The organism is Streptomyces sp. NBC_00448 (genome assembly GCF_036014115.1).
In the GTDB taxonomy this organism is placed as follows: Bacteria; Actinomycetota; Actinomycetes; order Streptomycetales; family Streptomycetaceae; genus Actinacidiphila.
Window position 1 is genome coordinate 4,704,022 of sequence record NZ_CP107913.1, and the last position, 26,047, is coordinate 4,730,068.

General features: G+C 72.6%; 24 protein-coding genes. 10 read left to right on the top strand and 14 right to left on the bottom strand.

Features of this window, described 5'->3' with window-relative positions; all coding sequences use genetic code 11:
- Positions 1 to 195 precede the first annotated feature (195 nt).
- Genes OG370_RS19920 through OG370_RS19930 form a run of 3 tightly spaced genes read right to left on the bottom strand, consistent with a single transcriptional unit; the run spans position 196 to position 1,669 of the window.
- On the bottom strand, positions 196 to 321 hold the full coding sequence (locus tag OG370_RS19920; RefSeq protein ID WP_328474902.1) for a hypothetical protein: 126 nt from the start codon (positions 319 to 321) through the stop codon (positions 196 to 198).
- Positions 318 to 1,229, bottom strand: coding sequence for a helix-turn-helix domain-containing protein (locus OG370_RS19925; RefSeq protein WP_328466145.1), 912 nt, complete (start codon positions 1,227 to 1,229; stop codon positions 318 to 320). Before OG370_RS19925 ends, OG370_RS19920 begins: the two co-directional genes overlap by 4 nt.
- Complete coding sequence (locus tag OG370_RS19930; RefSeq protein WP_328466147.1) at positions 1,226 to 1,669, bottom strand: DUF6907 domain-containing protein; 444 nt, start codon at positions 1,667 to 1,669, stop codon at positions 1,226 to 1,228. The genes OG370_RS19925 and OG370_RS19930 overlap by 4 nt, the downstream gene beginning before the upstream one ends.
- A gap of 650 nt (positions 1,670 to 2,319) precedes the next feature.
- Here OG370_RS19930 and OG370_RS19935 point away from each other — a divergent pair.
- Complete coding sequence (locus tag OG370_RS19935; RefSeq protein ID WP_328466149.1) at positions 2,320 to 3,525, top strand: helix-turn-helix domain-containing protein; 1,206 nt, start codon at positions 2,320 to 2,322, stop codon at positions 3,523 to 3,525.
- A complete protein-coding gene (locus OG370_RS19940) occupies positions 3,522 to 4,046 on the top strand; it encodes a flavoprotein (protein ID WP_328466151.1) in 525 nt (174 codons plus the stop codon). The genes OG370_RS19935 and OG370_RS19940 overlap by 4 nt, the downstream gene beginning before the upstream one ends.
- Before the next feature lie 133 nt (positions 4,047 to 4,179).
- On the opposite strand, the gene OG370_RS19945 is transcribed toward OG370_RS19940, so the two are convergent.
- From OG370_RS19945 to OG370_RS19955, 3 genes are all read right to left on the bottom strand, one after another.
- Complete coding sequence (locus OG370_RS19945) at positions 4,180 to 5,079, bottom strand: N-acetylglucosamine kinase (RefSeq protein ID WP_328466153.1); 900 nt, start codon at positions 5,077 to 5,079, stop codon at positions 4,180 to 4,182.
- Between the two features lie 60 nt (positions 5,080 to 5,139).
- Positions 5,140 to 6,138: a Gfo/Idh/MocA family protein gene (locus OG370_RS19950; protein WP_328466155.1), complete on the bottom strand. Its 999-nt coding sequence runs from the start codon at positions 6,136 to 6,138 to the stop codon at positions 5,140 to 5,142.
- Between the two features lie 137 nt (positions 6,139 to 6,275).
- On the bottom strand, positions 6,276 to 7,376 hold the full coding sequence (locus OG370_RS19955; RefSeq protein ID WP_328466157.1) for a Gfo/Idh/MocA family protein: 1,101 nt from the start codon (positions 7,374 to 7,376) through the stop codon (positions 6,276 to 6,278).
- Between the two features lie 230 nt (positions 7,377 to 7,606).
- On the opposite strand from OG370_RS19955, the gene OG370_RS19960 reads away from it, so the two are divergent.
- The 6 genes from OG370_RS19960 (at position 7,607) to OG370_RS19985 (ending at position 14,931) form a co-directional block, all read left to right on the top strand.
- Entirely contained in the window at positions 7,607 to 8,821 is a 1,215-nt protein-coding gene (locus OG370_RS19960; RefSeq protein ID WP_328466159.1) for an ROK family transcriptional regulator, read from the top strand.
- A gap of 421 nt (positions 8,822 to 9,242) precedes the next feature.
- Entirely contained in the window at positions 9,243 to 10,628 is a 1,386-nt protein-coding gene (locus OG370_RS19965; RefSeq protein ID WP_328466161.1) for an extracellular solute-binding protein, read from the top strand.
- A gap of 141 nt (positions 10,629 to 10,769) precedes the next feature.
- On the top strand, positions 10,770 to 11,657 hold the full coding sequence (locus OG370_RS19970) for a carbohydrate ABC transporter permease (protein WP_402444500.1): 888 nt from the start codon (positions 10,770 to 10,772) through the stop codon (positions 11,655 to 11,657).
- Entirely contained in the window at positions 11,654 to 12,490 is an 837-nt protein-coding gene (locus OG370_RS19975; RefSeq protein ID WP_328466165.1) for a carbohydrate ABC transporter permease, read from the top strand. The genes OG370_RS19970 and OG370_RS19975 overlap by 4 nt, the downstream gene beginning before the upstream one ends.
- A 105-nt stretch (positions 12,491 to 12,595) precedes the next feature.
- Complete coding sequence (locus OG370_RS19980) at positions 12,596 to 13,864, top strand: Gfo/Idh/MocA family protein (RefSeq protein WP_328466167.1); 1,269 nt, start codon at positions 12,596 to 12,598, stop codon at positions 13,862 to 13,864.
- Entirely contained in the window at positions 13,861 to 14,931 is a 1,071-nt protein-coding gene (locus OG370_RS19985; RefSeq protein ID WP_328466169.1) for an SIS domain-containing protein, read from the top strand. The genes OG370_RS19980 and OG370_RS19985 overlap by 4 nt, the downstream gene beginning before the upstream one ends.
- Before the next feature lie 80 nt (positions 14,932 to 15,011).
- Here the strand turns inward: OG370_RS19985 and OG370_RS19990 are convergent, their stop codons facing one another.
- The 8 genes from OG370_RS19990 to OG370_RS20025 form a co-directional block, all read right to left on the bottom strand.
- A complete protein-coding gene (locus OG370_RS19990) occupies positions 15,012 to 16,511 on the bottom strand; it encodes an MFS transporter (protein WP_328466171.1) in 1,500 nt (499 codons plus the stop codon).
- A gap of 131 nt (positions 16,512 to 16,642) precedes the next feature.
- Complete coding sequence (locus OG370_RS19995; RefSeq protein WP_328466173.1) at positions 16,643 to 17,449, bottom strand: class I SAM-dependent DNA methyltransferase; 807 nt, start codon at positions 17,447 to 17,449, stop codon at positions 16,643 to 16,645.
- Between the two features lie 100 nt (positions 17,450 to 17,549).
- Positions 17,550 to 18,743: a glycosyltransferase gene (locus tag OG370_RS20000; RefSeq protein WP_328466175.1), complete on the bottom strand. Its 1,194-nt coding sequence runs from the start codon at positions 18,741 to 18,743 to the stop codon at positions 17,550 to 17,552.
- Positions 18,740 to 19,981, bottom strand: a complete 1,242-nt coding sequence (locus OG370_RS20005) for a radical SAM protein (RefSeq protein WP_328466177.1) — start codon at positions 19,979 to 19,981, stop codon at positions 18,740 to 18,742. The genes OG370_RS20000 and OG370_RS20005 overlap by 4 nt, the downstream gene beginning before the upstream one ends.
- Positions 19,982 to 20,209: 228 nt before the next feature.
- The gene (locus OG370_RS20010; protein WP_328466179.1) at positions 20,210 to 20,374 is read right to left on the bottom strand and encodes a hypothetical protein; all 165 of its coding nucleotides are present in this window, start codon (positions 20,372 to 20,374) and stop codon (positions 20,210 to 20,212) included.
- A gap of 279 nt (positions 20,375 to 20,653) precedes the next feature.
- Entirely contained in the window at positions 20,654 to 20,797 is a 144-nt protein-coding gene (locus OG370_RS20015; RefSeq protein WP_328466181.1) for a hypothetical protein, read from the bottom strand.
- Positions 20,798 to 20,852: 55 nt separating this feature from the next.
- On the bottom strand, positions 20,853 to 21,602 hold the full coding sequence (locus OG370_RS20020; protein WP_328466183.1) for a GAF domain-containing protein: 750 nt from the start codon (positions 21,600 to 21,602) through the stop codon (positions 20,853 to 20,855).
- Complete coding sequence (locus tag OG370_RS20025) at positions 21,599 to 22,567, bottom strand: S8 family peptidase (RefSeq protein WP_328466185.1); 969 nt, start codon at positions 22,565 to 22,567, stop codon at positions 21,599 to 21,601. The genes OG370_RS20020 and OG370_RS20025 overlap by 4 nt, the downstream gene beginning before the upstream one ends.
- A gap of 274 nt (positions 22,568 to 22,841) precedes the next feature.
- On the opposite strand from OG370_RS20025, the gene OG370_RS20030 reads away from it, so the two are divergent.
- Together OG370_RS20030 and OG370_RS20035 are read left to right on the top strand one after the other, a co-directional pair.
- Complete coding sequence (locus tag OG370_RS20030; RefSeq protein ID WP_328466187.1) at positions 22,842 to 24,995, top strand: acyltransferase family protein; 2,154 nt, start codon at positions 22,842 to 22,844, stop codon at positions 24,993 to 24,995.
- Between the two features lie 120 nt (positions 24,996 to 25,115).
- Positions 25,116 to 25,781, top strand: coding sequence for a nitroreductase (locus OG370_RS20035; protein WP_328466189.1), 666 nt, complete (start codon positions 25,116 to 25,118; stop codon positions 25,779 to 25,781).
- The last annotated feature ends 266 nt before the right edge of the window (positions 25,782 to 26,047 follow it).

Below are 26,047 nucleotides of genomic sequence, written 5' to 3' on the forward strand. Positions count from 1 at the left end.
GTGTGGGGATCTTGAACAAGTGTGGGCCCGCCGGGTTCGGTGTGGATTGCGACGTCCCATCGGCCCGAAAGACCCACACGCCACACCGTAATGCACCCCTGACCGAGACCGGTCGTCTGCTTCTTGCCCGCTGCGTCGTGGAAGGCGGAGCGAACGGCTTCGGTGCGGCTCGGGTGCCCTGGGGTGCCCATCGCGCTACGGAACGGGGGGCTCGCTGGCGATAACCAGGCCGATCGCGAGGCCGCAGCCCAGGGCCAGGAGTGCGATCAGCACGATTCCGGTCCAGCCGGCGATGAGGGCGATCTTCCAGCGGCGGATCACGGGACATCCCCCGCATTCACATCGGTGTCGCTCCTCGCGCGGTCGTTCGGGTCATAGGCGGTGCGCAGGGCTTGGAGATGGGAGAGGGATTGGGTGGGGGTGAGGGCGAGGTCGCGGAGGGCGTCGTAGGTGTGGCGGAGTTGCTGGATGTCGTCTGGGTCATCGATGAAGTGGCCGCTGGTGGTGCTGTGGGCGTAGGCGAGGGTGCGGCCGTCGCGATAGGTGAGGACTTGGAGCGGGCCGTGCAGGAGGTGGGGACCGGTGTGCAGGGGCAGGATCTGTACGGCGATGGCGGGGTGGTGGGCGGCGTCGATCAGGTGGTCGAGCTGGTCGAGCCAGGTGGCGGGGCTGCGGGCGGCGCGGTGGAGGACGACCTCATCGAGGATGGCGCGGTAGTGGGTGGGGGGTGTGTGGTGGTTGGTCAGGCGGGTTTGCCGTCGTCGGAGTGCTTCGATCTGCGCGGTCAGGGCATTGGGCGGTCGGGGGCCGGTGGTGGTGAGCCGCTCCTCGGCGTAGGCGGGGGTCTGGAGGAGGTCGGGCACGGTGCTGAGGGCGTATTCCTGGATGCCGGCCGCAGTGGTTTCCAGTGCGGCGATGCCGCCGGCTGTGAGTTGACTGCCTTCGCGTTTGGCCAGATGCCATAGCTGGACCAGGAGGCCGTCGGTGGCGTATATGCGGTCCAGGGCGGTGGCGACCTCCAGGGTGCCGAGTCGGCCTCCAGTCTCCAACCGGTGCAGGTACGACTGCTCGTAGTGGCATCGGTCGGACAGTTCGACGAGGGTGAGTCCGGCCTTCCTGCGCAGTTCGGCGAGGTGGTGGGCGTACAGGGCGCGAGCGGTCACCTCGCCGCTGAGGAACGTCTGCATCGGCGCCGTGGGCTCGCTCGGCTTGGTCGCGGGCGCCTTCACTGGCGGACGCCTGCGGTGTGGGGGTGGTAGGTGGTCCACTCCGTGCGGGCCTCGATCAGGGCGGGGACGACGTCGTCTTCGAGGCGGGCGGCCAGCGCGCGCAGTCCGCCCGCGAGCTGGGTCAGGTCCGTGGGGCCGAGGTCGGTGAGCCAGTGCTCGCCGGCCAGGAGAAGGTTGACCACCGGAGTGGTGAGTTCGGGGGCCGTCGCGTACGGGGTGCAGTCGATACTGCCGTGCAGGACCTCCACCGGCGTCGGGCGCCCGGTGGGGTTGGCCGGCGAGTACGCGCGCAGGACCTGCCCGGGGAGCTTGAGGGAGTGGTTGATGTCGGCCAGGCGTACGGCCAACTCCTCTGGGGGCACCTCCTGTTCGCTGGGGTCGACTTCAGCCCAAGAGGGGAGGTGGCCGGTGGCCGTCTCACCGGTCGTCGTGGTGATCACCCACCGCCGTGCCTTCTGCAAGTGTGTGGAGGCGGGTAAGGCGGAGGGCTCGGGGACCGCTTTCATGGTGTGGGGTTCCTGTTCGTGACGGGTCGGTGGAATCGGCGGTGCATCCGGGCTGCCGACGAACCTGGCGCCCGACGGCAACCGCGGCACCAGGCCGAGTCGCTGCACATCGGCCCGGCAGGCATACACCGGTAATTCCGTGCCGTCCGGCAGCGTGTCCGTGCGGATCTGCTGCGCGTCACGGTCCGACACGCTGTGCCGGCCAGGCGTACACCACGCGCTCACCGCCGGGCACCGTATTGCCCGCGAACAGCGGACATCAGCACGGCCGCGACATGGAGAGCCAGTTCGACGGGCAACGAAGGCACGTGGACGTACCCGCGGTCACCGAGATCGCTGCGCGGGACAACGCCACGCACAAGATCAGGCTGCGCGCCGAGGCTCCGAAGTGCGTCCCTGACCTGCAGGCATGCTGCCTGTGCATCTGTCAGGTCCCAGGCGGGTGGCGCCGGGTGACTGGATGCGGATCTGTCCATTGCCACTCCTCCAGGTTTGTCCTGCGCTGCTCGACAGCAAATGCACGGTAGGGCGCGGTACAACGAGAAGGGGCACACAGTGTGTGTGCCTTGTTCCGGAGGGTCTGCATGGAGACTGCTCGCATCGGCCGACGCATCGCCTACTGGCGGGAGCGCAGGGCTTTCACCCAGGACGACTTCGGGCGGCTCATGGGCCAGACGAGGCGGTGGGTGCAGTCGCTGGAGGGGGGCCAGCGGCAGCAGGACCCGCGCCTGTCGGTGCTGGTGCGCGCGGCCGAGGTACTGCGCATCCCCCTGGAGACCCTGTTGACCGACGGGCCCGCGGCATCGCCGCCTGCCACCTCGCCTCCCACCGAGGCGCTCACCGTGATCGATGTGCTGTACCGCGGTACCGCCGATGCTGAGCCGCCACCGATCGGAGAGTTGCGGCGCCGGTTGACGTATTGCTGCGAGGCATTCCAAGCGTGCCATTACACGTCGCTCGGCCGGGATCTACCCGGGCTGGTGGTCGCCGCGCAGCAGGCCGCTACGAGCACGAGCGGTGCAGAGATGCACGTGTTGAACTCCCGTGTGCTTCAACTGGCCGCGTCGTTCCTCCACAAGTACGGACCGGCGACCGCCGTGCAGGCTGCGGTCGTTGCTGACCGGTCGCTCGCTGCAGCGCAGTGTTCCGGGGACCCGGTCGCAATCGGCGCTGCCTCGCGGCGGGTCACCAAATCCCTCGCGTACCAGGGGCGTCCCGCCGCAGCTGTTGCCTTCGCGGTGGACGCGGCACGCACGCTGCACGACGAGCTGGTGGCTGCGGGGCCGGCGGGTCTTTCCACGTTGGGGATGTTGCATCTGAACGCCGCCATTGCCGCGGCTGCGGAAGAGCGATCCACGGATGCGGTGCGTGCTGCGACGGGACACGTGGACGAAGCTGCCGAGGTTGCGGACCGGCAGGGCGCAGACCTCAACGAGGACTGGACCGCGTTCGGCCCGACGAACGTGCTGATGCATCGGATCGACGTCCTCGCCCGGTTCGAGGACGGGTGGTCGGCAATCGAGGTCGCCGAAGACCTGGACGCGTCGGCGCTCGCCGGCATCGCACGTGAACGGCGCGCCCAGCACCTCATCACGATGGCACACGCTCAGCTCCTGACACGTCACAAGGAACCTGCCGCGCAAGCGCTGTTGGAGGCCGAGCGACTGGCGCCGGAGGAGGTTCGGGGGCGACGGTCGACACGGGCGCTGGTTGCGGATCTGGTGGGCGCGAGCCCCGTGCCGTCCGGGGAGTTGCGGAGGCTCGCGGCTCGGTGTGGAATCCGGGCATGACCCGTGTGCTCTACCTGATCGCGTGTGCCGCCGGCCCCGCCCAGTATGTGGACGAGGGGGTCCGGGTGGCGCAGGGCGCGGGGTGGGACGTATGCCTGGTGCTGACTCCGTCGGCCGCGCGGTGGTGGGAGCCGCGGATGCCGGAACTGGTCGAGTTGACCGGGCATCCGGTGCGCAGCCGGTACAAGCTGCCGTGGGAGCGGGACGCTCTGCCGAAAGCAGACAGCATGTTGGTGGCGCCGATCTCGTGCACGACGCTGAACAAGTGGGGGCAGGGCATCAGCGACACCCTGGCGATCGGCCTTCCGTCGGAGGGCGTTCACATTGGCGTACCGGTGTTCGCGATGCCGTACTTCAACCAGGCGCAGGGCGCGCAGCCGGCGGTGGCGGAGAGCATCGCCCGGCTCCGCGGGCAGGGTGTGGTGTACCTGGACGGCTCGGAAGGGTACGAGTCGCACCCGCCGAAGCAGGGAAACCCGAAGGCGTTCCCGTGGGAGCGAGCGGTAGCGGCGCTCGGATGACGTCGCCGGGCGGCCGCGGTCCTGGTCGCGACCGCCCACTCACCGGGGCCCGGTCAGGCCGTACCGGGCCGGCCCGGCCGATTCGGCGCCCTGGGGCTTCCGCCCGCGAACCGAGGGGCGGCGGATCGGCCGGTCACGGCGCGGCGGTTCTGCGGGCCAGCAGCACCGCTCCCGCCACCGGTTCCCCGGCGAACACCGTCAACGGCAGGCCGTGCCGGGCCAGCAGTCCCGAAGCCACCCGCGTCGCGAGTGACGGCCGGCCCGCGATCACGCTGCCGCCCGCCACCACGCGCCGCGCGTAGGCGCCCCGCGCGAGCAGGTCGCCCACCAGGGAGACGAGATCGGCCGCGCCCTGGCGGAGGGCCGCGAGCGCCGCCGGGGACCCGGCCTCGGCGGCGTCGAAGACCGCGGGCGCCCAACCGGCCCAGTGCCGCCCGGGAGTTCGCTGCATCAGCCCGACCACCTCGCGCAGCGAGCGGGCGCCGGACGCGGCGAGCAGCGCGGGCAGCAGCGGGTCCCCGCCCGTCGAGCCGGTACGGTTCTCCGTCTCGGACAGCGCCCGCACGGCGCAGCGCACGGTGCCCCAGGCCGAGCCGGGGTCACCGATCAACCACCCCCAGCCGCCCGCGTACAGCGAGTGCCCGCCGGCCGCGTGCCGGGCCACCGCGATCGAGCCGGTGCCGACGACGAGGGCCGCGCACGGCCCGCCGTCGGGAACGGCCTCCGCGAGCAGGAACGCGTCGTTCACCACCCTTACGGGCACGCCGAGTTCGGCCTCGGTGGCGGCCCGCAGCTCGGCGCACTCCGCGTCCGAGTCGCAGCCGTGCGCCCCGATGCCCACGGCGGCCGGGGGCAGGCCCGTCACCTCCCTGATCCGCGCCGCGATCAGCAGCGCCTTGCCGCGTGCGTCCTCGTTGGTCCAGTCGCCCGCGGGGTGCGTGACGTCCTTGACGGTGCCGCCGTCCGTTGCCGCGAAGCGCAGCCGGGTCTTCGACCCGCCCGCGTCCACGCCGACGATGTACTTGGTTTCCACGTGTGCCCGGAGCTTTCCGTAACGTCCGTTGTCCGCCGACCCTGTTCGCCGCCGCGCCCGTCAACGGCCGCGCCGCGCCGCCTCGTAGAAGTCGAGGCAGGTGGCGAGGGTGGCGCGGGCGGTGCGCACTGTGGACTGCGGCGGCACGCCGTCGCGGACCGCCGCGAGGAGCACCTCCAGGGTGTCGAAGGTGTCCGCGGGCAGCTTGGCGAACGTCCACTCGCCGCCCTGCTCGGCGAAGCCGAAGGTGCCCGTCGCCGTGTCGTGGAAGACGGCGCCCCGCGATCCGACGAGGTGCGCGCGCGTGCTGGACGCGCCGGCGGGCGCGATCCAGGTGTCCTCCACGGTCACCACCGCGCCGCTGTCCAGGGTGAACACGGCGTGCCCGTAGTCCTCCACGGGGAGGTCCGGGTGCGCGATGTTCGCGACGGTCCCGCGGACCTCGGCGACGGGTGAGCCGAACAGCGCCTGCATCCGGTCCAGTTGGTAGACGGCGTGGTCGATCCATCCGCCGCCCGCGGTCCGCGCGGGGTCGGCCCACCAGCCGGGGCCGGCGGTGGAGCCGGGCCACGCGGTGGGCAGGCCGCTGTCCATGGCGAAGGTGCCGGCGCGCAGTTCCCCGAGCCGCCCCGATCCCACGAGTTCGGACAGCCGCCTGGCCAGCGGCGAGGTGTGGCGCGACTCGCTCGGCACGAACACGACGCCCGCCGCCTCGACCGCCTCGACCACCCGGTCCGCCTCCGGCAGCGTCATGGCCAGCGGCTTCACCGAGACGATGTGCTTGCCCGCGCGGGCCGCCGCCACGCACAGCTCGGGGCTCTGGTCGACGCTGGTGAAGCAGGCGATCGCGTCCACGTCGGGGTCGTCGAGGACGAAGGCCGGGTCGGTCGACGTGCGGGCGCAGCCGGTGAGTTCGGCGACGTGCGCCACGCGGGCCGGGTCGCGGTCCACGAGGGCGTGCAGGGAGACGATCGGTTCGGCGGCGACCTTGCGGGCGAAGGGGATTCCCGCGTACCAGTGGTCGAAGCCGATGATGCCGATGCGGATGGGCGTGGTCATGCTGCTGGTTCCCCTGGTTCGGTAGGGAGTTGGGGGGCGGAGCGTCGTACGGACGTCAACGGGCGTCGCGGCCAGGACGGATCGGGCACACGCCGCAGCGCGCGTCCCCGTCAGGACGGATCGCGGACGTGCTGCCGTCAGAACGTCGTCGTCAGGTCCACGAAGCGCTGCTCGCGGGCGGACACCTCGACGCCGATCATGATCTCCAGCGCGTGCCGGGCGTGCTCCGCGGTCAGGACGGGGGTGGCGCCGTCGAGCACCACGTCGGCGAGGTGGCCGACCAGCAGCGCCCTGCCGTACGTGGCGCGGCGGTCGTTGCGGGCGAGCGGCGCCGTCGGCTGCACCCAGCCGTCCACGCCGTCCGCGATGTCGGTCCGGTAGAACTCCAGGTCGGGGCCGTCCGGGCGGAGGATGTTGAGCACTCCCCGGCGGCCGAAGATCTCCACCTTGGGGCTCTTTGCGGCGTGGACGTTGAAGGTGCCGTCGACCACGGCGTACGTGGATTCGCCGAAGTCCAGCATGAACAGGCAGTTGTCCGGCGCGGTCACCGGCATCTCCAGGCCGCGGAACGGGCCGCCGCGCACAGTGCGGACCGGCTCGGTGATCCCGGCGAACGCGACGACCCGCCGGGCCGGGCCGAGGATGCCGGTGATCTCGTGGATGCCGTACACGCCCATGTCGAGCAGCGGGCCCGAGCCGGCCCGGTAGAACCAGCTGGGGTCGGACGGCCAGCCGTCCGGCCCGCCGCCGGGGCCGGCGTGCGAGCTGCGCACCCGGGCGAAGGCGACCTTGCCCAGGGCGCCCTCGCCGACCAGCCGGGCCGCGCGCTCGTACGGCTCGTAGAGCAGGTCGGGCGGTGCGCACACGATGACGCGGTCGCGTGCGCGGGCCAGCTCGATCAGCTCGTCGGCCTCGGCGAGGGTCGCGGCGAGCGGCTTCTCGCTCGCCAGGTGCTTCCCGCTCTCCAGGATGCGGCGGGAGGTCTCGGCGTGCACCGGGATCGGGGTGAGGTTCACGACCGCGTCGAGTTCGGCGCCGTCGAGCATCGCGTCGAGCGAGTCGTAGGCGGCCGGGATCGCGAACCGGTCGGCGACCGCGCGGGCCTGGTCGTGGGCGGTGTCGGCGATCGCCGTGACCTCGACGCGCCCCGCGTAGTGGTGGATGTTCGGCAGTACTCCGTACGGCGCGGTGGCTATGCCGCCGCTGCCGAGGACACCGACGCGCAGGACGTCCGTCATCTCACCCTCATCTCCGTTACTGACAACTTTGTTTTCGGATATTAGGCACGCCACCCCCGCTCACACCAGAGGGTGGCGTCGATTGCCCCAACTTTCCTCTATGCACGATTGGTCACCCCCGGATCGGCGTCGCTCATAACGAAACGATCACAGGCTGCGCGACCCCTTTCTATAAAGAAGGTTTCTGATACGTTCCTGGCAACCACACCGCAGGGCGAGAGAGAGCACTCATGGCCGTCAGAGGAACCCCGTCCTGGCTCGGGGACCAGAACGCCGCCACGGCCATGCGCCTGCTGCTCGACCACGGCCCCCTCAGCCGGAACGGCATCGGGGAGCGCAGTGGACTGTCCAAGCCGACCGCGGCCCAGATGATCGCCCGGCTGGAGGAGAAGGGCCTCATCGAGGTCGTCGGGGAGGAGTCGATCGGCCGGGGCCCGAGCGCCGCGCTCTACGGCGTGCAGAACGACCTCGCCTACGGTGTCGCGGTCAACGTCGACCAGGACGGCGTGCGTTCGACGCTCGTCGACCTGAAGGGCTCGGACCATCCGGTCGCGAGCGAGGCCGCCGCCGGCATGTCCGCCGACCGCAGCGCGGCCCGCGACGTGGCGGGCGCGGTGCTCAGCGCCTGCGAGTCGGCCGGCGTCGACCTCGCCGCCATCCGGCACGTCTGCGTCGGCGTACCCAGCAGCGTCGATCCCCGCTCGGACGAACTCAGCTCCGTGCAGGCGCTGCCGGGGTGGTCGCGCAAGAGCATCCGGCACCAGCTGGAGGCGGCGCTCGGCTGCGAGGTGCAGGTCGACAACGACGTGAACCTCGCGGCGGTGGCCGAACGCCGGGCCGCCGCCTTCGAACCGGACGCCACCGTCGCGCTGTTGTGGGTCGGCTACGGCATCGGCCTCGCGGTCGACGTCGCGGGCCGGGTCCTGCACGGCGCGTCCGGCGGCGCCGGCGAGATCGGCAACCTGCCGGTGCCGCGCGGCGTGCTCGACCCGGACACCGACGCGGTGGACCTCGAAACCCTGCTCGGGGCCGCCGGACTGGACCGGGTCGGCCGCGAGACCGGCTGCTCCGACCACGTCTTCGAGCAGGTGCTCGGCGGCGCGCCGCTGCCGGGACCGGTGCTGGAGGTGTACGCGCCCCGGCTGGCGCTGGGCGTCATCCCGGTGCTCGGGGTGCTCGATCCCGAACTCGTCGTGCTCGGCGGCCCGGTGGGGCGGTCGGGCGGCGCGCGATTGGCCGAACTGACCCGTACGGCCATCCGCAACCACACCCGCTGGGACCCGGCGGTACAGGTGACCCAGGTCGAGGACGACGCCGTGCTCGGCGGCGCGCGGGCCGTACTCGGCGAGCGGCTGCGCGAGGCGCTCATCGCCCGCGCGGGCGGCGCCACCTCCGAGCAGGACAGGTCGCGGATCATCGCGGCCAAGCTCCGCGACATCAGCTGACCGCCGGCCCGGGAACCGCCCGCCGGCAGCCCGCGCCCCACCACCCGTAAGGCACCCACCGCCCCACCGCTCCTCCTCCGCGTCTCCACCTCACCACCTCTCCACACCGCCGGTCACCGCCGGCACCCGCACCCCGCGACTCGTCACCGGGCCGGCCCCGCCGCCCCGTTCCCACCCGTGCCCGCGCCCGCGTCCGTATCCGCCTCCCCGGCCGCGTCGTCCCCGACGCACCGGACCCGCGCCAGGACCCGCGCCCGGCCCCGCCCCGTACCCCCGTTGTCCCTGTCCCCATGCCCGCAACCCGTATCCCGTGCCCGACCCGTTCCCGTGTCAACGTCCGGCGCCCACGCCCGTGACCCGCGCCCGTATCGGAGGAGCGCACTCGACGACACGTCGCGCACTTCGGCAGGAAGGCTCTGCGATGAAATCGGCGATATCACCCCGCCCCGTACGGCGGCCGCCGCGGCCACACCGGCCAGGGCGGCCACCTCGCCTCGGCACCGCGCTCGCCGCGCTGTCGGCCACCGCGGCCCTCAGCCTGACCGGCTGCGCGGTCGGCGGCGGGGACGGCCCCGTCGCGTCCACCCCGCCCGCCCATCTGTCCGGCACCGTGCAGCTCTGGCACCACTACTCGGGCCGCGAGGCCGAGGTGATCCAGTCCGTGGTGGACGACTTCGAGAAGAAGTACCCGGACGTCAAGGTGCACGTCCACAGCGGGCAGCAGGACACCAAGATCACCCAGGTGGTCTCGTCCGGCGGAGACGTCGACGCGATGATCACCAATGTCAACGCCACGCTCGGCACGGCCTGCAAGACCATGGCGGACCTCACGCCGTACATGCGGCGCGACGGCGTCAGCACCGCCGACTTCCAGGGCATCTTCGCCCAGGCCACCGCGTTCGACGGGCGCCGCTGCTCGCTGCCGACCACCTCCGACGTGTACGGGCTGTACTTCAACACCGCGCTGCTCGCCAAGGCCGGCTACACCCAGCCGCCGCGCACGCTGGCGCAGTTGGAGGACATGGCGCTGAAGCTCACCACGTACAACAGCGACGGCTCGATCAAAACCCTCGGCTTCAACCCGCTGGTGGGCTTCCAGCAGAACACCTCCGCCACCTTCGGCGGCACCGCCGGGGTGACCTGGATGAAGGACGGCGACTCGGCCGTCGCCTCGTCCCCGCAGTGGCGCCGGCTCATCGCCTGGCAGCGCGCGTTCGTCAAGAAGATCGGCTACGGGAAGCTCAAGACGTTCACCGCGGGGCTCGGCGACGAGTGGTCCGCGAACAACGCCTTCCAGACCGGCCGGATCGCCATGACGCTCGACGGCGAGTGGCGGGTCGCCTTCATCCAGGACCAGGCCAAGAAGCTGCGGTACGGCACCGCGCCGTTCCCGGTCCTCGACGGCAGCGGCCAGAAGTACGGCGGCGGCTTCGTCTCGGCCGCCGACATCGGCATCGACAAGCGCTCCCGGCACAAGGAGGCCGCGTGGGCGCTGGTGAAGTACATCGCCGCCGACACCGACGCGGCCGTGAAGCTCGCCAACGGCGTGAAGAACATCCCGACCCTGAAGAGCGCCGCCGCCTCTCCGAAGCTCCAGGCCCCGGTCCAGTACCAGACGTTCATCGACGCGTCCGGCAGCCCGGCCAGCGCCACCAGTCCGGTCACCGAGATCGGCTCCACCCTCACCGCCACGATGGACAACTTCTGGACCACCTACCAGGAGGGCTCCGGCGGCGACCTCACCGGCGGCCTCAAGAAGGTCGACCGCGACATCAACAACGCGCTCAGCTTGCGACGGGCGAAGTGACCCATGAGTGATGTGAAAGCCTTCGGCACCGCCGCCCACCCGCGGCCGGCCGGTGCGGGCACCCCCGACAGCGGGTACGGAACCGGCGCCGCGCGCGCCCGACGGTACCGCGCGCTGCGCGGCAGGATGGCCATCTGGTCGATGATGGCGCTGGCCACCATCGGGCTGCTGGTCTTCTTCCTCTATCCGCTCTGCGCCAACGTCTACCTGTCCTTCACCAACTACGACCTGGCCAGCTCCCCCAAGTGGATCGGGCTGCGCAACTACACCTACCTGTTCACCCAGGACCCGCGGGTGTGGCACGCCGCCCGCAACACCCTCTGGTTCGTGGTCATCCTCGTGCCGGTGCGGATGGTCTGCTCGCTCGGCATCGCCCTGCTGCTGACCCGGCGCAAGCGCGCCTCCGGCTTCTGGCGCACCCTGTTCTACGTGCCGGCGCTGGTGCCGCCGGTCGCGTCCGTCGTCGGCTTCGTGTTCCTCTTCAACCCCGGTACCGGGCCGGTGAACACGCTGCTGAAGACCTTCGGGATCAAGGGGCCGCTCTGGTTCAACGACCCGTCCCTGTCCAAGCCGTCGCTGCTGCTGCTCGGCGTCTGGATGATGGGCGACGTCATGGTGATCTTCCTGGCCGCGCTGCTCGACGTACCGAAGGACCAGTACGAGGCGGCGGAGCTGGACGGCGCCGGCGGCCGGCAGAAGCTCTGGTACATCACCCTGCCCAACATCTCCCCGGTGCTGCTGTTCTCGGCCGTCACCGGTGTGATCGCCGCGCTCCAGTACTTCACCGAGGCCGCCGTCGCCTCCAGCGTCGCCAACGGCAAGACCGGCATCGACGCGGGCGCCGACCAGCTCCTCGGCTATCCGAACGACTCGCTGCTCACCTACACCCAGTGGATGTACGTGCAGGGCTTCAGCAGCTTCCAACTCGGCTACGCGGCCGCCATGGCCGTCGTGCTGTTCGTCGTGGCCGCGGCCGTGATGGCGGTCCTCCTGCGCAAGGCCGGACTCTTCCGGCGGAAGGGGGTATGAGCACCGTGCCCGTCAGAAGAACACTCGCGTACGTCGCCGAGCACGCGCTACTCATCGCGCTCGGCCTGATCTTCCTCGTCCCGGTCGCCTTCGTGGTCCTCACCTCCTTCATGGGCGGACACCAGACCCTGACCGGCGCGCTGTGGCCCCATCCCTGGCAGTGGTCCAACTACTCCACCGCGTTCCACACCGCGCCCCTGCTGCGCTGGTTCGGCAACTCCCTGCTCTACGCGGGCGCCTCGACGCTCTTCATGCTGATCTCGTCGGTGCCGATGGCCTACGTGCTGGCCAAGGTGCGCATCCGCTTCGCCGGGGCGATCTTCTTCGCGGTGATCATCGCGATGCTGCTGCCGCCGCAGGTCACGCAGGTGCCGATCTACGTGATGTGGGCGCAGTTCCGGGTGGTCGGCACCATGTGGCCGCTGATCCTGCCGCACCTGTTCGGCAACGCCTTCTCCATCTTCCTGCTGCGCCAGTTCTTCCTGTCCATCCCGACCGAGTACATCGACGCGGCGCGGATGGACGGCAACGGCGAGTGGGGCATCCTCACCCGCGTCATGGTGCCGATGGCGAAGCCCGGGATCGCCGCGGCCTCGATCTTCATGTTCTTCCAGTGCTGGAACGACTACTACGGGCCGCTGCTGTACACCTCGGAGAACCCGGACCTGTGGACGGTCTCCTACGGCCTGGCCTCCTTCCACGGCTCCCACTCCACCGACTGGGGCGTGATCATGGCGGTCACCACCCTCGCCACGCTCCCGGTGGTCCTCGTCTTCTTCCTCGCCCAGCGCACCTTCGTCGAGGGCATCACGCTGACCGGCGTGAAGGGGTGAGGCGCCGACCCGCACCCACCCCCGCGCCACCTCGCGGCAGCACACAGCAGCGCACGTCCGCACACGGACCACGCACCACCACGCACGACGCATGAAGGACAGTCCATGAACGGAAAGACCCTCGGGATCGGCATCATCGGTTCCGGCTTCATCGCCCACTTCCACGTACGGTCCTGGCAGGCGATCCGCGGTTCCGACATCGTCGCGACCCAGTCCCGCGACCTGGAAAGGGCCCGCGAACTCGCCTCCTACGCGGAGGAGTTGCGCGTCGGCGAGGACGTCACGCCGTACGACGACATCGCCGCCCTGGTGCGGGACGAGCGGGTCGACGCGGTGTGGGTGCTCACCCCCAACCACACCCGGGTCCAGGTGGTCAAGGCGATCTGCGACGAGGTCGTCGCCGGGCGGGCGTCGCTGCGCGGCATCGCCGTGGAGAAGCCGCTCGGCCGCAACCTCGCCGAGGCCCGGCAGGTCGCCGCGCTGGTGCACGAAGCGGGCATCCCGCACGCCTACCTGGAGAACCAGGTCTACTCGCCGCGGCTGACCCGCACCCGCGACCTGATGTGGGCGCGCGGCGCCGAACGCTCCGGGACCCCGTACCTGGCCCGCTGCACCGAGGAGCACTCGGGCCCGCACTCCGCGTGGTTCTGGGACAGCGAGGCCCAGGGCGGCGGCGTCCTCAACGACCTGATGTGCCACTCCCTGGAGGCCGGCCGCTTCCTGCTGACCCCGCCCGGCAAGGACCCCTCGGACTGGCTGCGGCCGGTGTCGGTGACCGCCACCGTCGCCTCGCTGCGCTGGGGCCGCGACCGGTACGCGGCGCAACTGGAGCAGACCCACCCGGGGGTGCAGGACTACCGGACCACCCCGTCCGAGGACTACGCCAACGCGACGTTCACCTTCGTCAACGGCGACGGCGAGCCGGTCATCGTGGAGGCCATGACGTCCTGGGGGTATGTCGGGGCGGGCATGCGGCTGTCGTTCGAGCTGCTCGGCCCCGAGTACTCGATGAACGCCAACTCGCTGAGCGGCGACGCGAACGTGTTCTTCTCGCGGGCGCTCCAACAGGCCGCGGGCGAGGACATGCTGGAGAAGCAGAACGCCGAGCAGGGCCTGATGCCGGTGATCGCCGACGAGCCCGCCGCGTACGGCTACACCGCGGAGAACACGCACATCACCCGCGCGTTCGCCGACGGGCGCACGCCGCTGGAGTCGCTGGACAGCGGGGTCGCGGTGACCGAGCTGCTGATGGCCGCCTACTACGCGGCGGAGACCGAGACCGTGGTGCGCTTCCCCGTCGACCTGAGCGACTACGTGCCCGCGATCGCTCGGCGCGCCTGGCACCCGCGCGAGGAGAAGGGGGCGCAGGCATGACCGCCGCCCCGGCCGGACCCACCGCCTCGAACGGCCCCGTGTACGGCCGCACTTACGACGAAGGGCGGCTGGCCGAGGTCGCCGCGCTGCGGGAGACCGTGGCCACGCTCCCCGCGCGGCTCGCCGACGGCGTCTGGCGGCCCGAGTGGCGGCGCGTGCTGTTCGCAGGGATCGGGGCGAGTTCCGCCGCGCTGGCGTCGCCGCTGTACGCGCTGCGCGCGGCCGGGGTTGATGCCTGGCGCACGGACTGCTCGGACTACCCGGCGGCGGCCGGCCGGCCGGACGTGGTCGTCGCCCTGTCCCAGAGCGGGCGCAGCAGGGAGACCGCGGACCTGGTGACCCGGTTCCGCCGGGCGGGGGTGCCCACACTGGCCGTGACGAACGCCGACGACAGCCCGCTGCGGGAGGCCGCCGGCGCCGCCCTGACGCTCGGCGCGCAGCCGGACAGCCGGGTCTCGACCGTCGGTTTCGTCGTCACGTACGCGGCGATCGCGATGCTCGCCGAGGTCGCGGCGAGCGGCTCGGTGGACGGTGCGGTGGACGGCCGCTGGCGTGAACTCCCCGACCTGATCGAGGAGTCGGTGGCACGCAACGGGGAGGTGCTCGGCGAGTTCGCGGCAGGACCGCTCGCCCGCGGCTCGGCCGACATCGTGGCGGCGGCGCCGCAGCTCACCACGGCCGAGGCCGTCGCGCTGCTGCTGCGCGAGGGGCCGCTCGTGCCGTCGGCGGCGTACGGCACCCGGGCGTACCTGCACGGGCCGATGGACTGCGCGAGCGAGCACACCAGCCATGTGGTGGTGGGCGGCGCGCGGGAACTGTCCCTCGCCCGCCAGTTGACGCAGAAGCCCACCGGTGTGCTGGCGGTGACGGACGGCTCGGCGCCCGTCCCGGCGGGCGTGCGACCGGTGACGGTCCCGGCCCGTCTGACCGCTCCGCAGCGGGCGTTGGTGGAGGTGTGCGTGCTCCAGGAGTTGGTCGCGGCCACGGCGGCGGTGCGCGGCAACCCGGTGGACGAGGTGGCGTTCGCCCGGGAGGACACGAAGATCGCGGCGCTGGCGGAACTGTAGGCCGCCGCGCGCGAGGGGCCCCGAGAGTCCAACGGGTTCTTGGGGTCCTTCGACGTGCCGGGCGGGTGGGTGCCGGTGGGTCACGGCAGGGGGCGGGCCCGGCCGAGACCGAGGGCGAGCATGGTGAACGGGCCGAGGGCGTCCGGGAGTTCGTCAAGTCGCGTGCGGGCGGCGGCTGCCGGGGACGGCGAGGGGGTGCCTCCGGCGTCGTCGGCGGACGCGTAGGCGTGCGCCATGACGTCCTCCTCGACGGGAGCCGCGCCGGGCGCGCCGTCCGCGCCGTCTCCCGTGTCGCCCGCGTCAGCGGAGGACGGTTCCGGGTCCGGGGCCGCGACGGTGCCGATCTTGCGAACGGCCGCCCGCAGCCGGGGACTTGCCGCCAGCACGATCAGCGGCACCACCATCGGCGCCGCGAGCACCACGGACGCCGTCAACGGCCCCTGGCCGGCGATGAGGAAGCCGGTGAGGCCGGGCCCGGCCCACGCGATGCTGATGGCGAGCAGGGTGACCGCGCCGCCGACCCGGCCCTGCAGATGCGTCGGGGCCTCCACGCTGATCGTCAGGCCCACCAGGGAGCCGACCGACGGCAGCGAGAACACCACGAGGCCGACGGCCACCGCGCTGGTCAACTCGTCGCCGGTGGATGCGCACGGCATCATCAGCAGCCACGCGACCGACGCCGCGGCGACGATCGTGGTCGGCTTCAGCCGCTTCAGTATCCACCCCGCGCACAGGCCGCCGGCGATGCCGCCGACGCCCGCCGCGGTCAGCACCAGCCCGGCCGAGACCGGGTGCGCGCCGTCGTGCGAGACACCGAACGCGGCCAGCAACTCGATGGAGCGGCCGAGCAGGTTGACGTACGCGGCGAAGACGACCAGCACCACCAGACCGCTGCGGCGGAACACCCAGCCGAAGCCCAGCGTCAGCTCGGTGGCGGTGCTGCGCAGCGGACTCGCCGCCGCGGCGCCCGCGCCCTTGCCCGTTCCCGTTCCCGTTCGCGAGGCGGCCCGGGGGCGCGGGATGTGCCGGTAGGCGACGCGCGTCACCAGCACCAGCGACAGCAGGTACGAGCAGCCGTCCGCGACGAACGCCATCGGCGCCCCGACGGCGAGCAGCAGACCGCCGAGCGGCGGACCGACCGCGATGGCGATGTTGCTGCGCACGATGTTCCGGGTGATCGCCTCCCGGCGCCGCTCCAACGGCACGGCCTGGCGCAGCACCCCGGACTCGGCCGGGCCGAACACCGAGGAGAAGAGCGCGATCGTCGCCGCCGAGGCGACCGCCACGATGGTGGTGAGGTTCCCGGTGGCGAGCGCGCACGCGAGCAGCAGCGCGACGGCCGCCCGCCCCGCGTCGCACAGCAGCATCAGCGCCTTGCGGTTGTACGTGTCCGCGATCAGCCCGCTGGGCAGCTTCGCCAGGAGCTGGGCGATGCCGACGACGGTGGCGACCAGCGCCGCGTCCACGGCGGAGCGGGTCGCCGCCAGGACGGCCAGCGGCAGCGCGAGGGACGTCATCTCGCTGGCCACGTCGGACAGCGCCTGGCTGACCCAGATCAGGGTGAAACTGCGGTTGATCACGTCATGCCCCCGGGGCGTGAGCCGGATCGTCCATGCGTCGGACAGCGGGTCGAGCGGGTCTGGGCGCGTGGTCCGGTGGTCGGATCACACGACCTGGCGGGTCGGGCGGGTCGGGCGGGTCGGGCGCCGGGTCACGCGCCGGAGCGGCGCTTGGCGACGTACAGGCCCTTGGTGTGCGCTTCCTCGTCCACGCCGTCGGAGAGGGAGCCGTCGCGCTCCAGGCCGTGGGCGGCCACCAGGTCGAGCCCGCCGGCATCCAGCGCGGCGGCGAACTCCGCGCGGCTGTGGTGCCGTTGGAGGTGCTCGACGCGCTCCCGGTGCCAGGTGTCCGGCTGCCCGGGGATGCTGCGGAAGGCGTTCATGACCATGCGGAACCGCTTCGGGTCGCCTCCCCGGGTCAGGAAGCGCCCGCTCATGGTGGCGTACAGGCCGTCGTACTCGTAGACGTGGGTGGACGTCATCAGCGTGTAGCCGCGGCTGGTGTTGGCGTCGAAGACGAGCACGCCGCCGGGCCGCAGCACGCTGCCGATGCTCGCCAGCGCGTCGGTCAAATGGGCGCTGTCGGCGAGGTAGTTGGCGATGTCGCTCATGCACAGCACCACGTCGTAGCTGCCGCTCGCGGTGAACGGCAGCCGCAGGTCGTGGACATGGAACTCGATGCCGCGGTCCGCGTACTTGTCGAGGGCGACACCGATCATCCCCGCGCTGATGTCCACGCCCACCGGGTCGAAGCCGCGCTCGGCGAAGGCGACGGTGCTGCGGCCGGTGCCGCAACCGGCGTCCAGCAGTCTGTTCCCCGGCGGGTCCGCGCGTTTGATCAGCGTCTCCAGGATGTTCCCGAAGACGGTGTAGTCGTCGCCCTGGGACAGCAGGTCGTAGAACGGGGCGGTGGCGTCGTAGGCGACGGCGGCGTGGTCGGTGGGGATGGTGGAGGTCACGTGCGCTCCTCGGTCCGGCGGGACGGGGCGGGGCTCAGGCGGGCTAAAGGGCTTGTGGGCTAGGTGCGTCGGCGCCCCGTCGGGCGAGGCCGTGGCGTGGTCAGCTGGCGGCCTCCTCGATCTCCTGGGCCGCGGCCGTGGCGCTCTTGGCCTGGGCCAGCGCGGTCCCGAGGGTGCGGGCCGCGGCGCGCAACCGCACGTCGCCGACCGCGCGGCTCACCGCGTCGCCGGGCGCCGGGTGCACGGGCAGTTCCGCCGCGACCCCGGCGCGCAGGCACGCCGCGCCGAGCAGCCGCTGCTCACCGCCGTTCGGCCGCAGCAGCAACGGCCGTGCGTGCAGCAGCGCGCCGAGCACCGGAGCGCTGGTCCCGTTGCTGACGACGGCCTCGGCCCGCGCCAGCAGATCGCCCATCCGCGGCCGGCGGACCGTGACGACATCGGACCCGGGCGCGGGCGCACGCGTGCTGGTGCGGGCCAGCTCCACGACGGCCTGGTGGCCGGTGCCGGTGAAGGCGGCGTCGATCCAGCGCCACAGGCTCTCGCCGCCGAACGTGCGCCCCAAGTGGACGTAGACCAGCGGCTTTCCGACCCGGTCCAGGTGGTCCGCGAGGGCGTCGTCGGCGGAGTGCGGCGAGGCGCCGGCGGAGGGTGGGTCGTCGTCGGAGGACGGCTCCCACCACAGCGGGCCGACGTGCCGTACGCCCCGCGGCAGCACCGCTCCCGGCAGTTCGAGGCCGGGGTGCCCGCGCAGCAGGAACGCCCGGCCGATCAACTGCCCTGCGCGGTCGTTGGGTTGCGGTGTGCGCAGCCCCAACCGGTCGCGCAGCGCCTGGTGGTGCTTGAGGGTCTCGGCCAGCCGCCAACGCCGATCCTCCGCGTCCGAGTCGGCGTCCGAGTCGGCCGCGTCCCCGTTCACCGCCGGGCCCGCGTACGGCCACAGGTGGCAGGTCAGGCCGAGCACGACCACCGGCAGGTCCAGGACCTCGGCGGCCAGCAGCGCACCGGGACACAGCACGGAGGTCACCACGACATCGGGCCGCAGCGCCCGCGCCGCGTCCCGCACCACCCGGTACTGGGACTCGCCGTCCCGGAACCAGCGGCTCACGTCGAAGGCGTACGGCTCCCGCTCCGTCGCCGCGGGCAGGACCGCGATCCCGGCGGCGGCAGCCGCTCGTCCCGCCGCGCCCGCGGCGAACAGCGTGACGTCGTGCCCGCGACGGTGCAGCTCCAGGGCCGCCGCCGTCGCCGGGTGCAGGAAGCCGCCGCTGCTCAGCGGGCACAGCAGGACCTTCACGAGCCGGTCACCGCCAGGGACCCGGGCCCGGACCGTGCGCCGACTCCGTTCGCGGCCGGGGACGTTGTCGGTGCGGCGGTCGCCGCCGCCGCGGCGGTTCGGCGCCTGTGGTCGCGCAGCAGTTCCAGCAGGCCGACCGTCAGCGCGTCGTCGAACGCCCGCGACTGCGCGGCCGTCGTGGCGCTGACCGCGAACTCGCCGCAGCTCACCCACCGGTCGGCCGGGTACTCCCGGTAGCCGTCGTCCACGCTGCCGACTTCGTATCCCGGCTTGCCGATCGTCTCCCAGCAGCTGTACAGCGTGCCGTCGGCGTTGATCACCGCGCCGGTGCCGCCGTCGCGTTCGCCGCAGAAGCCGCAGGCGCTGCCGCCCGGCCAGCCCACGGTGAACCCGAGCTCCAGGGCGTCCGCGTAGGCGCGCAGCAGCACCTCGACGTCGTCCGCCGAGCGCTTCATCACCGGGTCGAACATGCCCTCGTAGTTGAGCACCGGGGCGATGTCGAAGGTGCAGCGCGCCGGGTCGATCCGGCCGACGAGGTCGGCGACGAGGCCGCCGAGCAACGGCAGCCCCTCGGCGGTGGTGTTGAGGCGCAGCGACAGCCGCAGGCCGGTGGCCTCCTGCACGGCGGCGCAGTTGTCCAGCACCTTGTCGAAGGTGCCGCGTCCGGACCGGGTGAAGCGGGTGCTGTCGTGCAGCTCGCGCGGCCCGTCCAGGGTGATCTGAGCCGAACGCAGCCCGGCCTCCTCCAGCCGGCGCGCGGTCCGGGGCGTCAGCAGGACGCCGTTGCTGACCATGGAGGCGGTCAGCGGGGCCAACCGGGAGAGCCGGGTGAGCAGTTCGGTGCACCCCCAGCGGTTGAGCAGCGGCTCGCCGCCGAACAGCAGCACGAACAGCCGGTCGAGTCCGGTGGCGCGCAGGCGGGGTTCGGTGAAGGCCACGATCTTGTCGATCATCGGGCCGTCGAGCACCTCGCGCGGGATGCGCGGCGGGTCGAAGCGGCCGGGCCGGGCGGCCTCGGTGTTCTGGAAGCAGTACGGGCAACCGAGGTTGCAGGCGGTCGAGGTGACCACGGTGAGGCTGTAGCGGGCGGTCGGCTTGGGCTGCTCGACGCCGAACCGCTCCAACTCGGCCTGTCCTTCGGCGGTCAGCCGCCCGCCGTCGTGGAACCGCTTCGGCATGAGCACGGTGGAGCCGGGACCGAGGTACCAGACACCGGACTTTCCTTCGAGGACTCTCATCGTTCGCCGTGGGCTTCCTGTCGAGGGGCGTGACGGGCGGGGCTGACGGGCGGGACGAAGGTCCCGGACGAGGGGCCGAGGGGCCTGACGAGGGGGCCGACGTGAGGGGTCCCGGACCGGGCGCGCGGCCTCGCGGCGACGCGCCGGTCCGGGCCCTCCGGGACCGGTGCCGTCAACGGCGGTGCGTCAACGGCGGTGCGGGCGCGCCGGCGCCCGCTCCCCTGTGGCTCAGGCGTTTTCCTTGTCGTACACGCCACAGATGACGCCGTCCGACGGCAGCTGCTCGGCGGAGTGGCCCTCGACGTCGTTGCCCAAGAGCGCGGGCGCGGCGTCCTTGTCGTACACGCCGCAGATGACCTCGACGCCCTCGAATTTCTCGGCCCCACCAGACATGAATTCCTCCAGGGAAGTAAAGGTGTTTTCGGGGTGCTGAGCGCCCCCGATTTCCGAGATTACGGCAGCCCCACCACGGTGTCAATAAGTCGATTCCCCTTGTGCTTCGCCGCATTTTCCGACCTCCCGCCGTAAAACAGCAAGAGGAATTCCGACTCCGAACATCCCACCGTGAAATGTGATGTGAATTTCCCGAGGAAACGGCAAAAGAGCAGGCCAGAGCCAGCAAAGAGCCCACTTCCCGAGTACTCCGCGAGTGACGATCCGCTTTCTGCGGAGCTATTCCGCGGCTTCTCCCGATTCGCCGGGATCGTCGGCGCCGACGTCCGCGGAATGCGCCTCGACCTCCATCAGAACGGGGTCGACATAGAGCGGGCACAGCGCGGACGACATACCGTCGAACCGCTCCGGATCATCCTGCATGAATTCCTCCTCGTAGCTGTGGGGTGCGTGGAGGTGCGTGTGCCGAACAGGGTTCCTACGGTGCCCGGCCGGTTTCCGGGTCCGGGGTCGGGTCCGGGGTCGGGCCAGGGGTCGGGCCACGGGGCGGACCGGCCGTCGGGTCCAGGAGGTCGGCGAGCGCGGCGAGCAGCGCGTGGCCGGCGTCGGCACGCCCGCCGGTGGCTCCGGCGAGGGCGGACCTGATCCGGTCGAGGGGTTCGGCGGTGGGCCGGGACTCCGTGGCCCGGCCGGTGTCCGTACCGGCCCCCGTGGCCGAACCGGCGTCCCCCGTAAGCCCCGTACCGGCCGTGCGCCGGTGGGTCAGCAGCAGCGCCAGCGCGGCCGTGCTCTGGTGGGCGAGTTCGGAGAGCAGGTCCATGGCGTCCAGGTCGCCGACGCCGTCGGTCTTCGGGTCGAGCACTTCGAGCACCCCGATGATCTCGCCCGCGTGCTCCATCGGGACGGCCATCAGGACGTCGGGCACCAGGCCCGTGCTGAGCGCGAAGTCGCGGTCGAACCGGTCGTCGTCGGCGACGCCTCGTACGATCACGGTCTCGCCCGTGGCCGCCACCCAGCCCGCGATGCCCTGCCCCGCGGGGATCGCCGCGCCCACCAGCCGGTCCTCGCCCACGCCCGAGGACGCCTCGAAGACCAGCAGGCCCTGGTCCTCGTCGCGCAGGAAGACCGAGGCCGCGGCGGCGGAGAAGGACAGCCGGGCCAGCCGTACCGTCGACCGCAGGATCTCGTCGTACGACGGCGACTGTGCTGCGCGCTGCGGACCGCTCATCCCTGGCTCCTCCTCAGATTCCCCGCGGTGGCGGTCAGGACGTGGCGCAACTCGGGTGTGCGGAAGCGCGGATGGCGCTCCAGGATGCGCGCGCACAGGCCCGTCACGTGCGGGGCGGCGAAGCTGTTGCCGGACACCACCCGCTTGCCGCCGCCCGGCCAGGGCGCCTCGACGGCCACGCCCCGCGCGAACAGGTCGACCGGCGGGTCCGGGTTGGCCTCCACGTACTCCGGGTCCGGCTCGGCGTGCGCGCCCACGGACAGCACCGAGGGGAAGCGCCACGGATAGCTGTCCACCGGGCTGTTGTGCGCGGCCGACACCAGCGTCACGCCCGCGAAGTACGCCGCGTCCGCCAGGTCGTGCAGCCGCTCCTTGTGCTCCTCGCGGCGCGTGGACAGGCTGACGTTGACGACGGCGAACCGCCGTTCCACCGCCCATTCCAGCGCCCGGACCAGCGCCTCGCCGCTGCCCCGCAGACCCGACCCGAGGATGCGGACGCTGGTCAGCTCGCACTCCGGCGCCAGCGAGCGGATGATGCCGGCGCAGGCCGTACCGTGGCCGGCCAGGTCACCCGCGGTGTCCGGGACCACGTCCCAACGCGCCCCCGGCGCAGGCGTGTCGGGCTCTGCCACGTACGACTCGGCGCTGCCGCCGATCGCCGGATGCGAGCTGTCCACGCCGCTGTCGATCACGCACACCCGCACCCCGCGCCCGGTCGCGCCGCCCCAGGCCCAGCCGCGCTCCACCGGCTGCGCCGCGGCCACCCGGGACACGTCCATCGCGCCGCCCACCGAGGCGTGCGCGAAGCGAATCCGCTGCCGGGCCACCACCCGCGCGTGGGCCGATAGCTCCGCGGGCGACGCGTCGGCAGCCCCTTCGCGCGCCGCTTCAGGCACTCCGGCCGGCGGCTTGCCCGGGGTCGTCCCATGCGGCGGCCCGCCCGCTTCACCAGGCTCGGAAGCCATGGGCCGCCCCTTCCACAGCGCCTCGACGGTGCTCCTGCGTGTCCTGTGTGTGCCGTGTGCCGTGTGCGGTGTGTGCGTCGTGCGGGTCGTTCGGGTCGTGCGCATCCCGGAGGCCCAGTCTTCGCGGCCGCGGTTCGGCGGTGGCTGGTATCCGGTTCACATCCGGTTAACCCGCAGCTCCGCGCCTCGCCCGCGCCGGATGTACGGGGAACGGCGGGCCGGTGACGCTTTGGCGATCGGGGCAACGAAGGGGCGGCCGGGCGGTCGTACACCCGTGAGCAACTTTTCCCCGGCCACCGAGCAGCGGCGCCGAGCGCGCGAGACCCGGAGCGACTCCCGAAACGGCTCCCCCAGCGGCACCCCACCCGCGCGGAAGGCCCTGCGCGGGGACATCCAGGGGCTGCGGGCCGTCGCCGTCGTGCTCGTGGTGCTCTCGCACGCCGGAGTGCGGCACGTCGCGGGCGGATACGTCGGCGTGGACGTCTTCTTCGTGGTGTCGGGCTTCGTGATCACCTCGGCGCTGCTGCGCGAACTGTCCTCGACCGGCGGCCTGTCCATACCCGCGTTCTACGGGCGCCGGATGACGCGGCTGCTGCCCGCCTCCTCGCTCGTGGTGGTCGCCACCCTCGCCGGGAGCCGGCTCTACCTGTACAAGGCCCGGTTCGGGCAGTACGTCGCGGACGCGCTGAGCAGTTCGCTGTACGCGGTGAACATCCGGATGGCGGCGACCGGCACGGACTACCTGGCGCAGAACAGCCCGCCCTCGCCGTTCCAGCACTTCTGGTCGCTGGCCGTGGAGGAGCAGTTCTACCTGGTGTGGCCGCTCCTGCTGCTGGCCGGCTGGAAGCTGGCCCGCCGGTTCGCGCTGCCGCCGGCCGTGCTGGCGATACCCCTGGGGGCGCTCTGCCTGGTGTCGCTGTGGTGGAGCGCGACGACCACCGCGGACTCGCCGTCGTGGGCGTACTTCGGCCCGCAGACGCGGGGTTGGGAGCTCGGCGCGGGCGCCCTGGTGGCGCTTACGACCGGCCGGCTGGAGCGGCTGCCGTGGTGGGTGGCGGCGCCGGCGTCGTGGGCGGGCCTGGCGGGAATCGGCTACGCGGCCGTCCGGTTCGACGACGCGACGGTCTTCCCCGGCAGCCGCGCCCTGTTGCCGGTGCTGGCCGCCGTCGCGGTGGTCGGCGGCGGGTGCGCGGCGGGACGGGCCGGCGCGGGGGCGCTGCTGGGGCTGCGCCCGGCGACGTGGCTGGGCGGTCTCTCGTACGGCTGGTACCTGTGGCACTGGCCGCTGCTGGTGATCGGCCCCGCCGCGCTGCACCGATCCGGGTCCGTCCGCCTGGCGCTGGCGCTGTCGGCGGTCGCGCTGCTCCTGGCCTGGGTGACGATGCGGCTGGTGGAGAACCCGGTGCGCTTCCACCGGGCACTGCGCGCCCGCCCCCGCCGGTCGCTGGCGGTCGGGCTCGGGATCACCGCGGGCACCGTGGCGGTGTCGCTGGTGGCGCAGCTCTTCCCGCCGGCGATCGCCACCCGCGGGCACGCGCCCTCGCTCGCCGGCACGCTGGCGGCGGCGCCGGACCCCGAGGCGAGCCTGGCGCGGCTGCTGGCCGCGCCGAACGACGCGCTGCCGAGCAACCTCACGCCGCGGTTGGAGCAGGTCACCTCGGTCCGGTCGCCCGTCTACCAGGACGACTGCCATGTCGGGTACGACGCGACCGAATCGCCGGAGTGCGCGTACGGGGACCTCGACTCGACGAAGGTGGTCGTGCTGTTCGGCGACTCGCACGCGGCGCAGTGGTTCGAGCCGATGGACCGGCTGGCGCGCGCGAACCACTGGAAGCTGGTGTCGCTGACCAAGGCGTCCTGCAAGGTGGCCGACGTGCCCGTCAAGCGGGGCAGCGGGACGTACACCTCCTGCGACACCTGGCGCGCCCACGCGCTGGCCAGGATCGCGCAGTCGCACCCCTGGCTGGTGGTCACCTCGTCCTCCGACTCGGCCACGCCCGCCGCCCGCGCGAAGGACCCGCTGCGGCAGTGGACCGACGGGTACGCCCGCACCTTCCGGACGTTGCGCGCCACCGGGGCCCGCGTGGTGGCCCTGCTGGACACGCCCTGGCCGAAGGGCGACCCGGTGGACTGCGCGGCGGCCCACCCGCTGGACCTTCGGCGGTGCGCGAACACCGTGGCGGGCTCGGCGAAGCAGCCGGTGGTCGCGGCCGCGGCCCGGGCGGCGGCCGGCGCCCAGGACGTCGGCGTCATCGACCCGCGCCCCTGGCTGTGCCCGAGCGCCGGCACCTGCCCGGTCGTCGCCGCCGACACGTTCGTCTACCGCGACGACAGCCACATGGCCGAGGGCTACTCCCAGGCGCTGACCCCCGCGCTCGGGCGCCGCCTGTCGTCCCTGCTCGCCACGCCGCTGCGCACCGGCCCGTGAACGCGCGGACCTGGGAGCGCGCCCGCCCGCCCGCTGAAGTCCCCTCGTGCGCGGGCGTATACGGTCGCGCACCGGACGGGATACGGGGACACCCGTCACCGAGCGGGAGGACGTGCGGACGTGGACGTGTACGAAGCCGTGGACAGCCGCCGGGCCGTGCGGGCGTTCAGCGACGAACCGGTGGCCCGGGACGTGCTCGAACGCGTGCTGGCCGCGGCGACGCGGGCGCCGTCGAGCGGGAACCTCCAGCCCTGGCGCGTGTACGTCGTGACCGGCGAGCCGCTGGCCGCGCTCAAGCGGCGCGCGACGGCCCGGGCCCGGGCGGGCGACCCCGGCGACGACCGGGAGTACCCGATGTACCCGGCCGAGCTCGTCCCGCCCTACCGCGACCGCTTCGCCGCCGCGGCCGCCCAGCGGTACCAGGCGCTCGGCGTCGCGCGGGACGACGCGGACCGCCCCGCGAAGATCGCCGCCCTGAACTCCGCGGCCTTCGGCGCCCCGGTCGTCCTGTTCTGCTATCTCGACCGGACCATGGGCCCCGGACAGTGGGCCGACGCCGGGATGTACCTGCAGACGGTCATGCTCCTGCTGCGGGCGGAGGGCCTGCACAGCTGCCCCCAGGTGATGTGGACGATGTACCGCAGGACGGTCGGCGAGACCACCGGCGCCGGCGACGGCCTCGTCCTGCTGTGCGGCCTCGCCGTGGGCCACGAGCGGGACCGCGTCCCGCCGTTGCGCACGGACCGCGCGGACATGACGGAGACGGTCCGCTTCATCGGCCCGTGACAGCCGGCGCGGCGGCCGTGAACGGCCATGCGGGCCAGGGGAGTTCGCCGCACCGGCGAACGCCGCACGGGCCGACCGGCGAACGGCGCGACCGGGGGAAGTAACTCCCCACTGGAGTACGCGCGGGTTCCCCCGAGTGCTGAAGTAGCGCGTGGCCGCCCGCGACGCCGCCGGACAGGACCAGGTCGACGCGGCCATCCCCGACGCACTGCCTTACCGGCGCGTCAGCGTGACCACGGTCCTGAACAAGACCGGGCTGTCGGCCC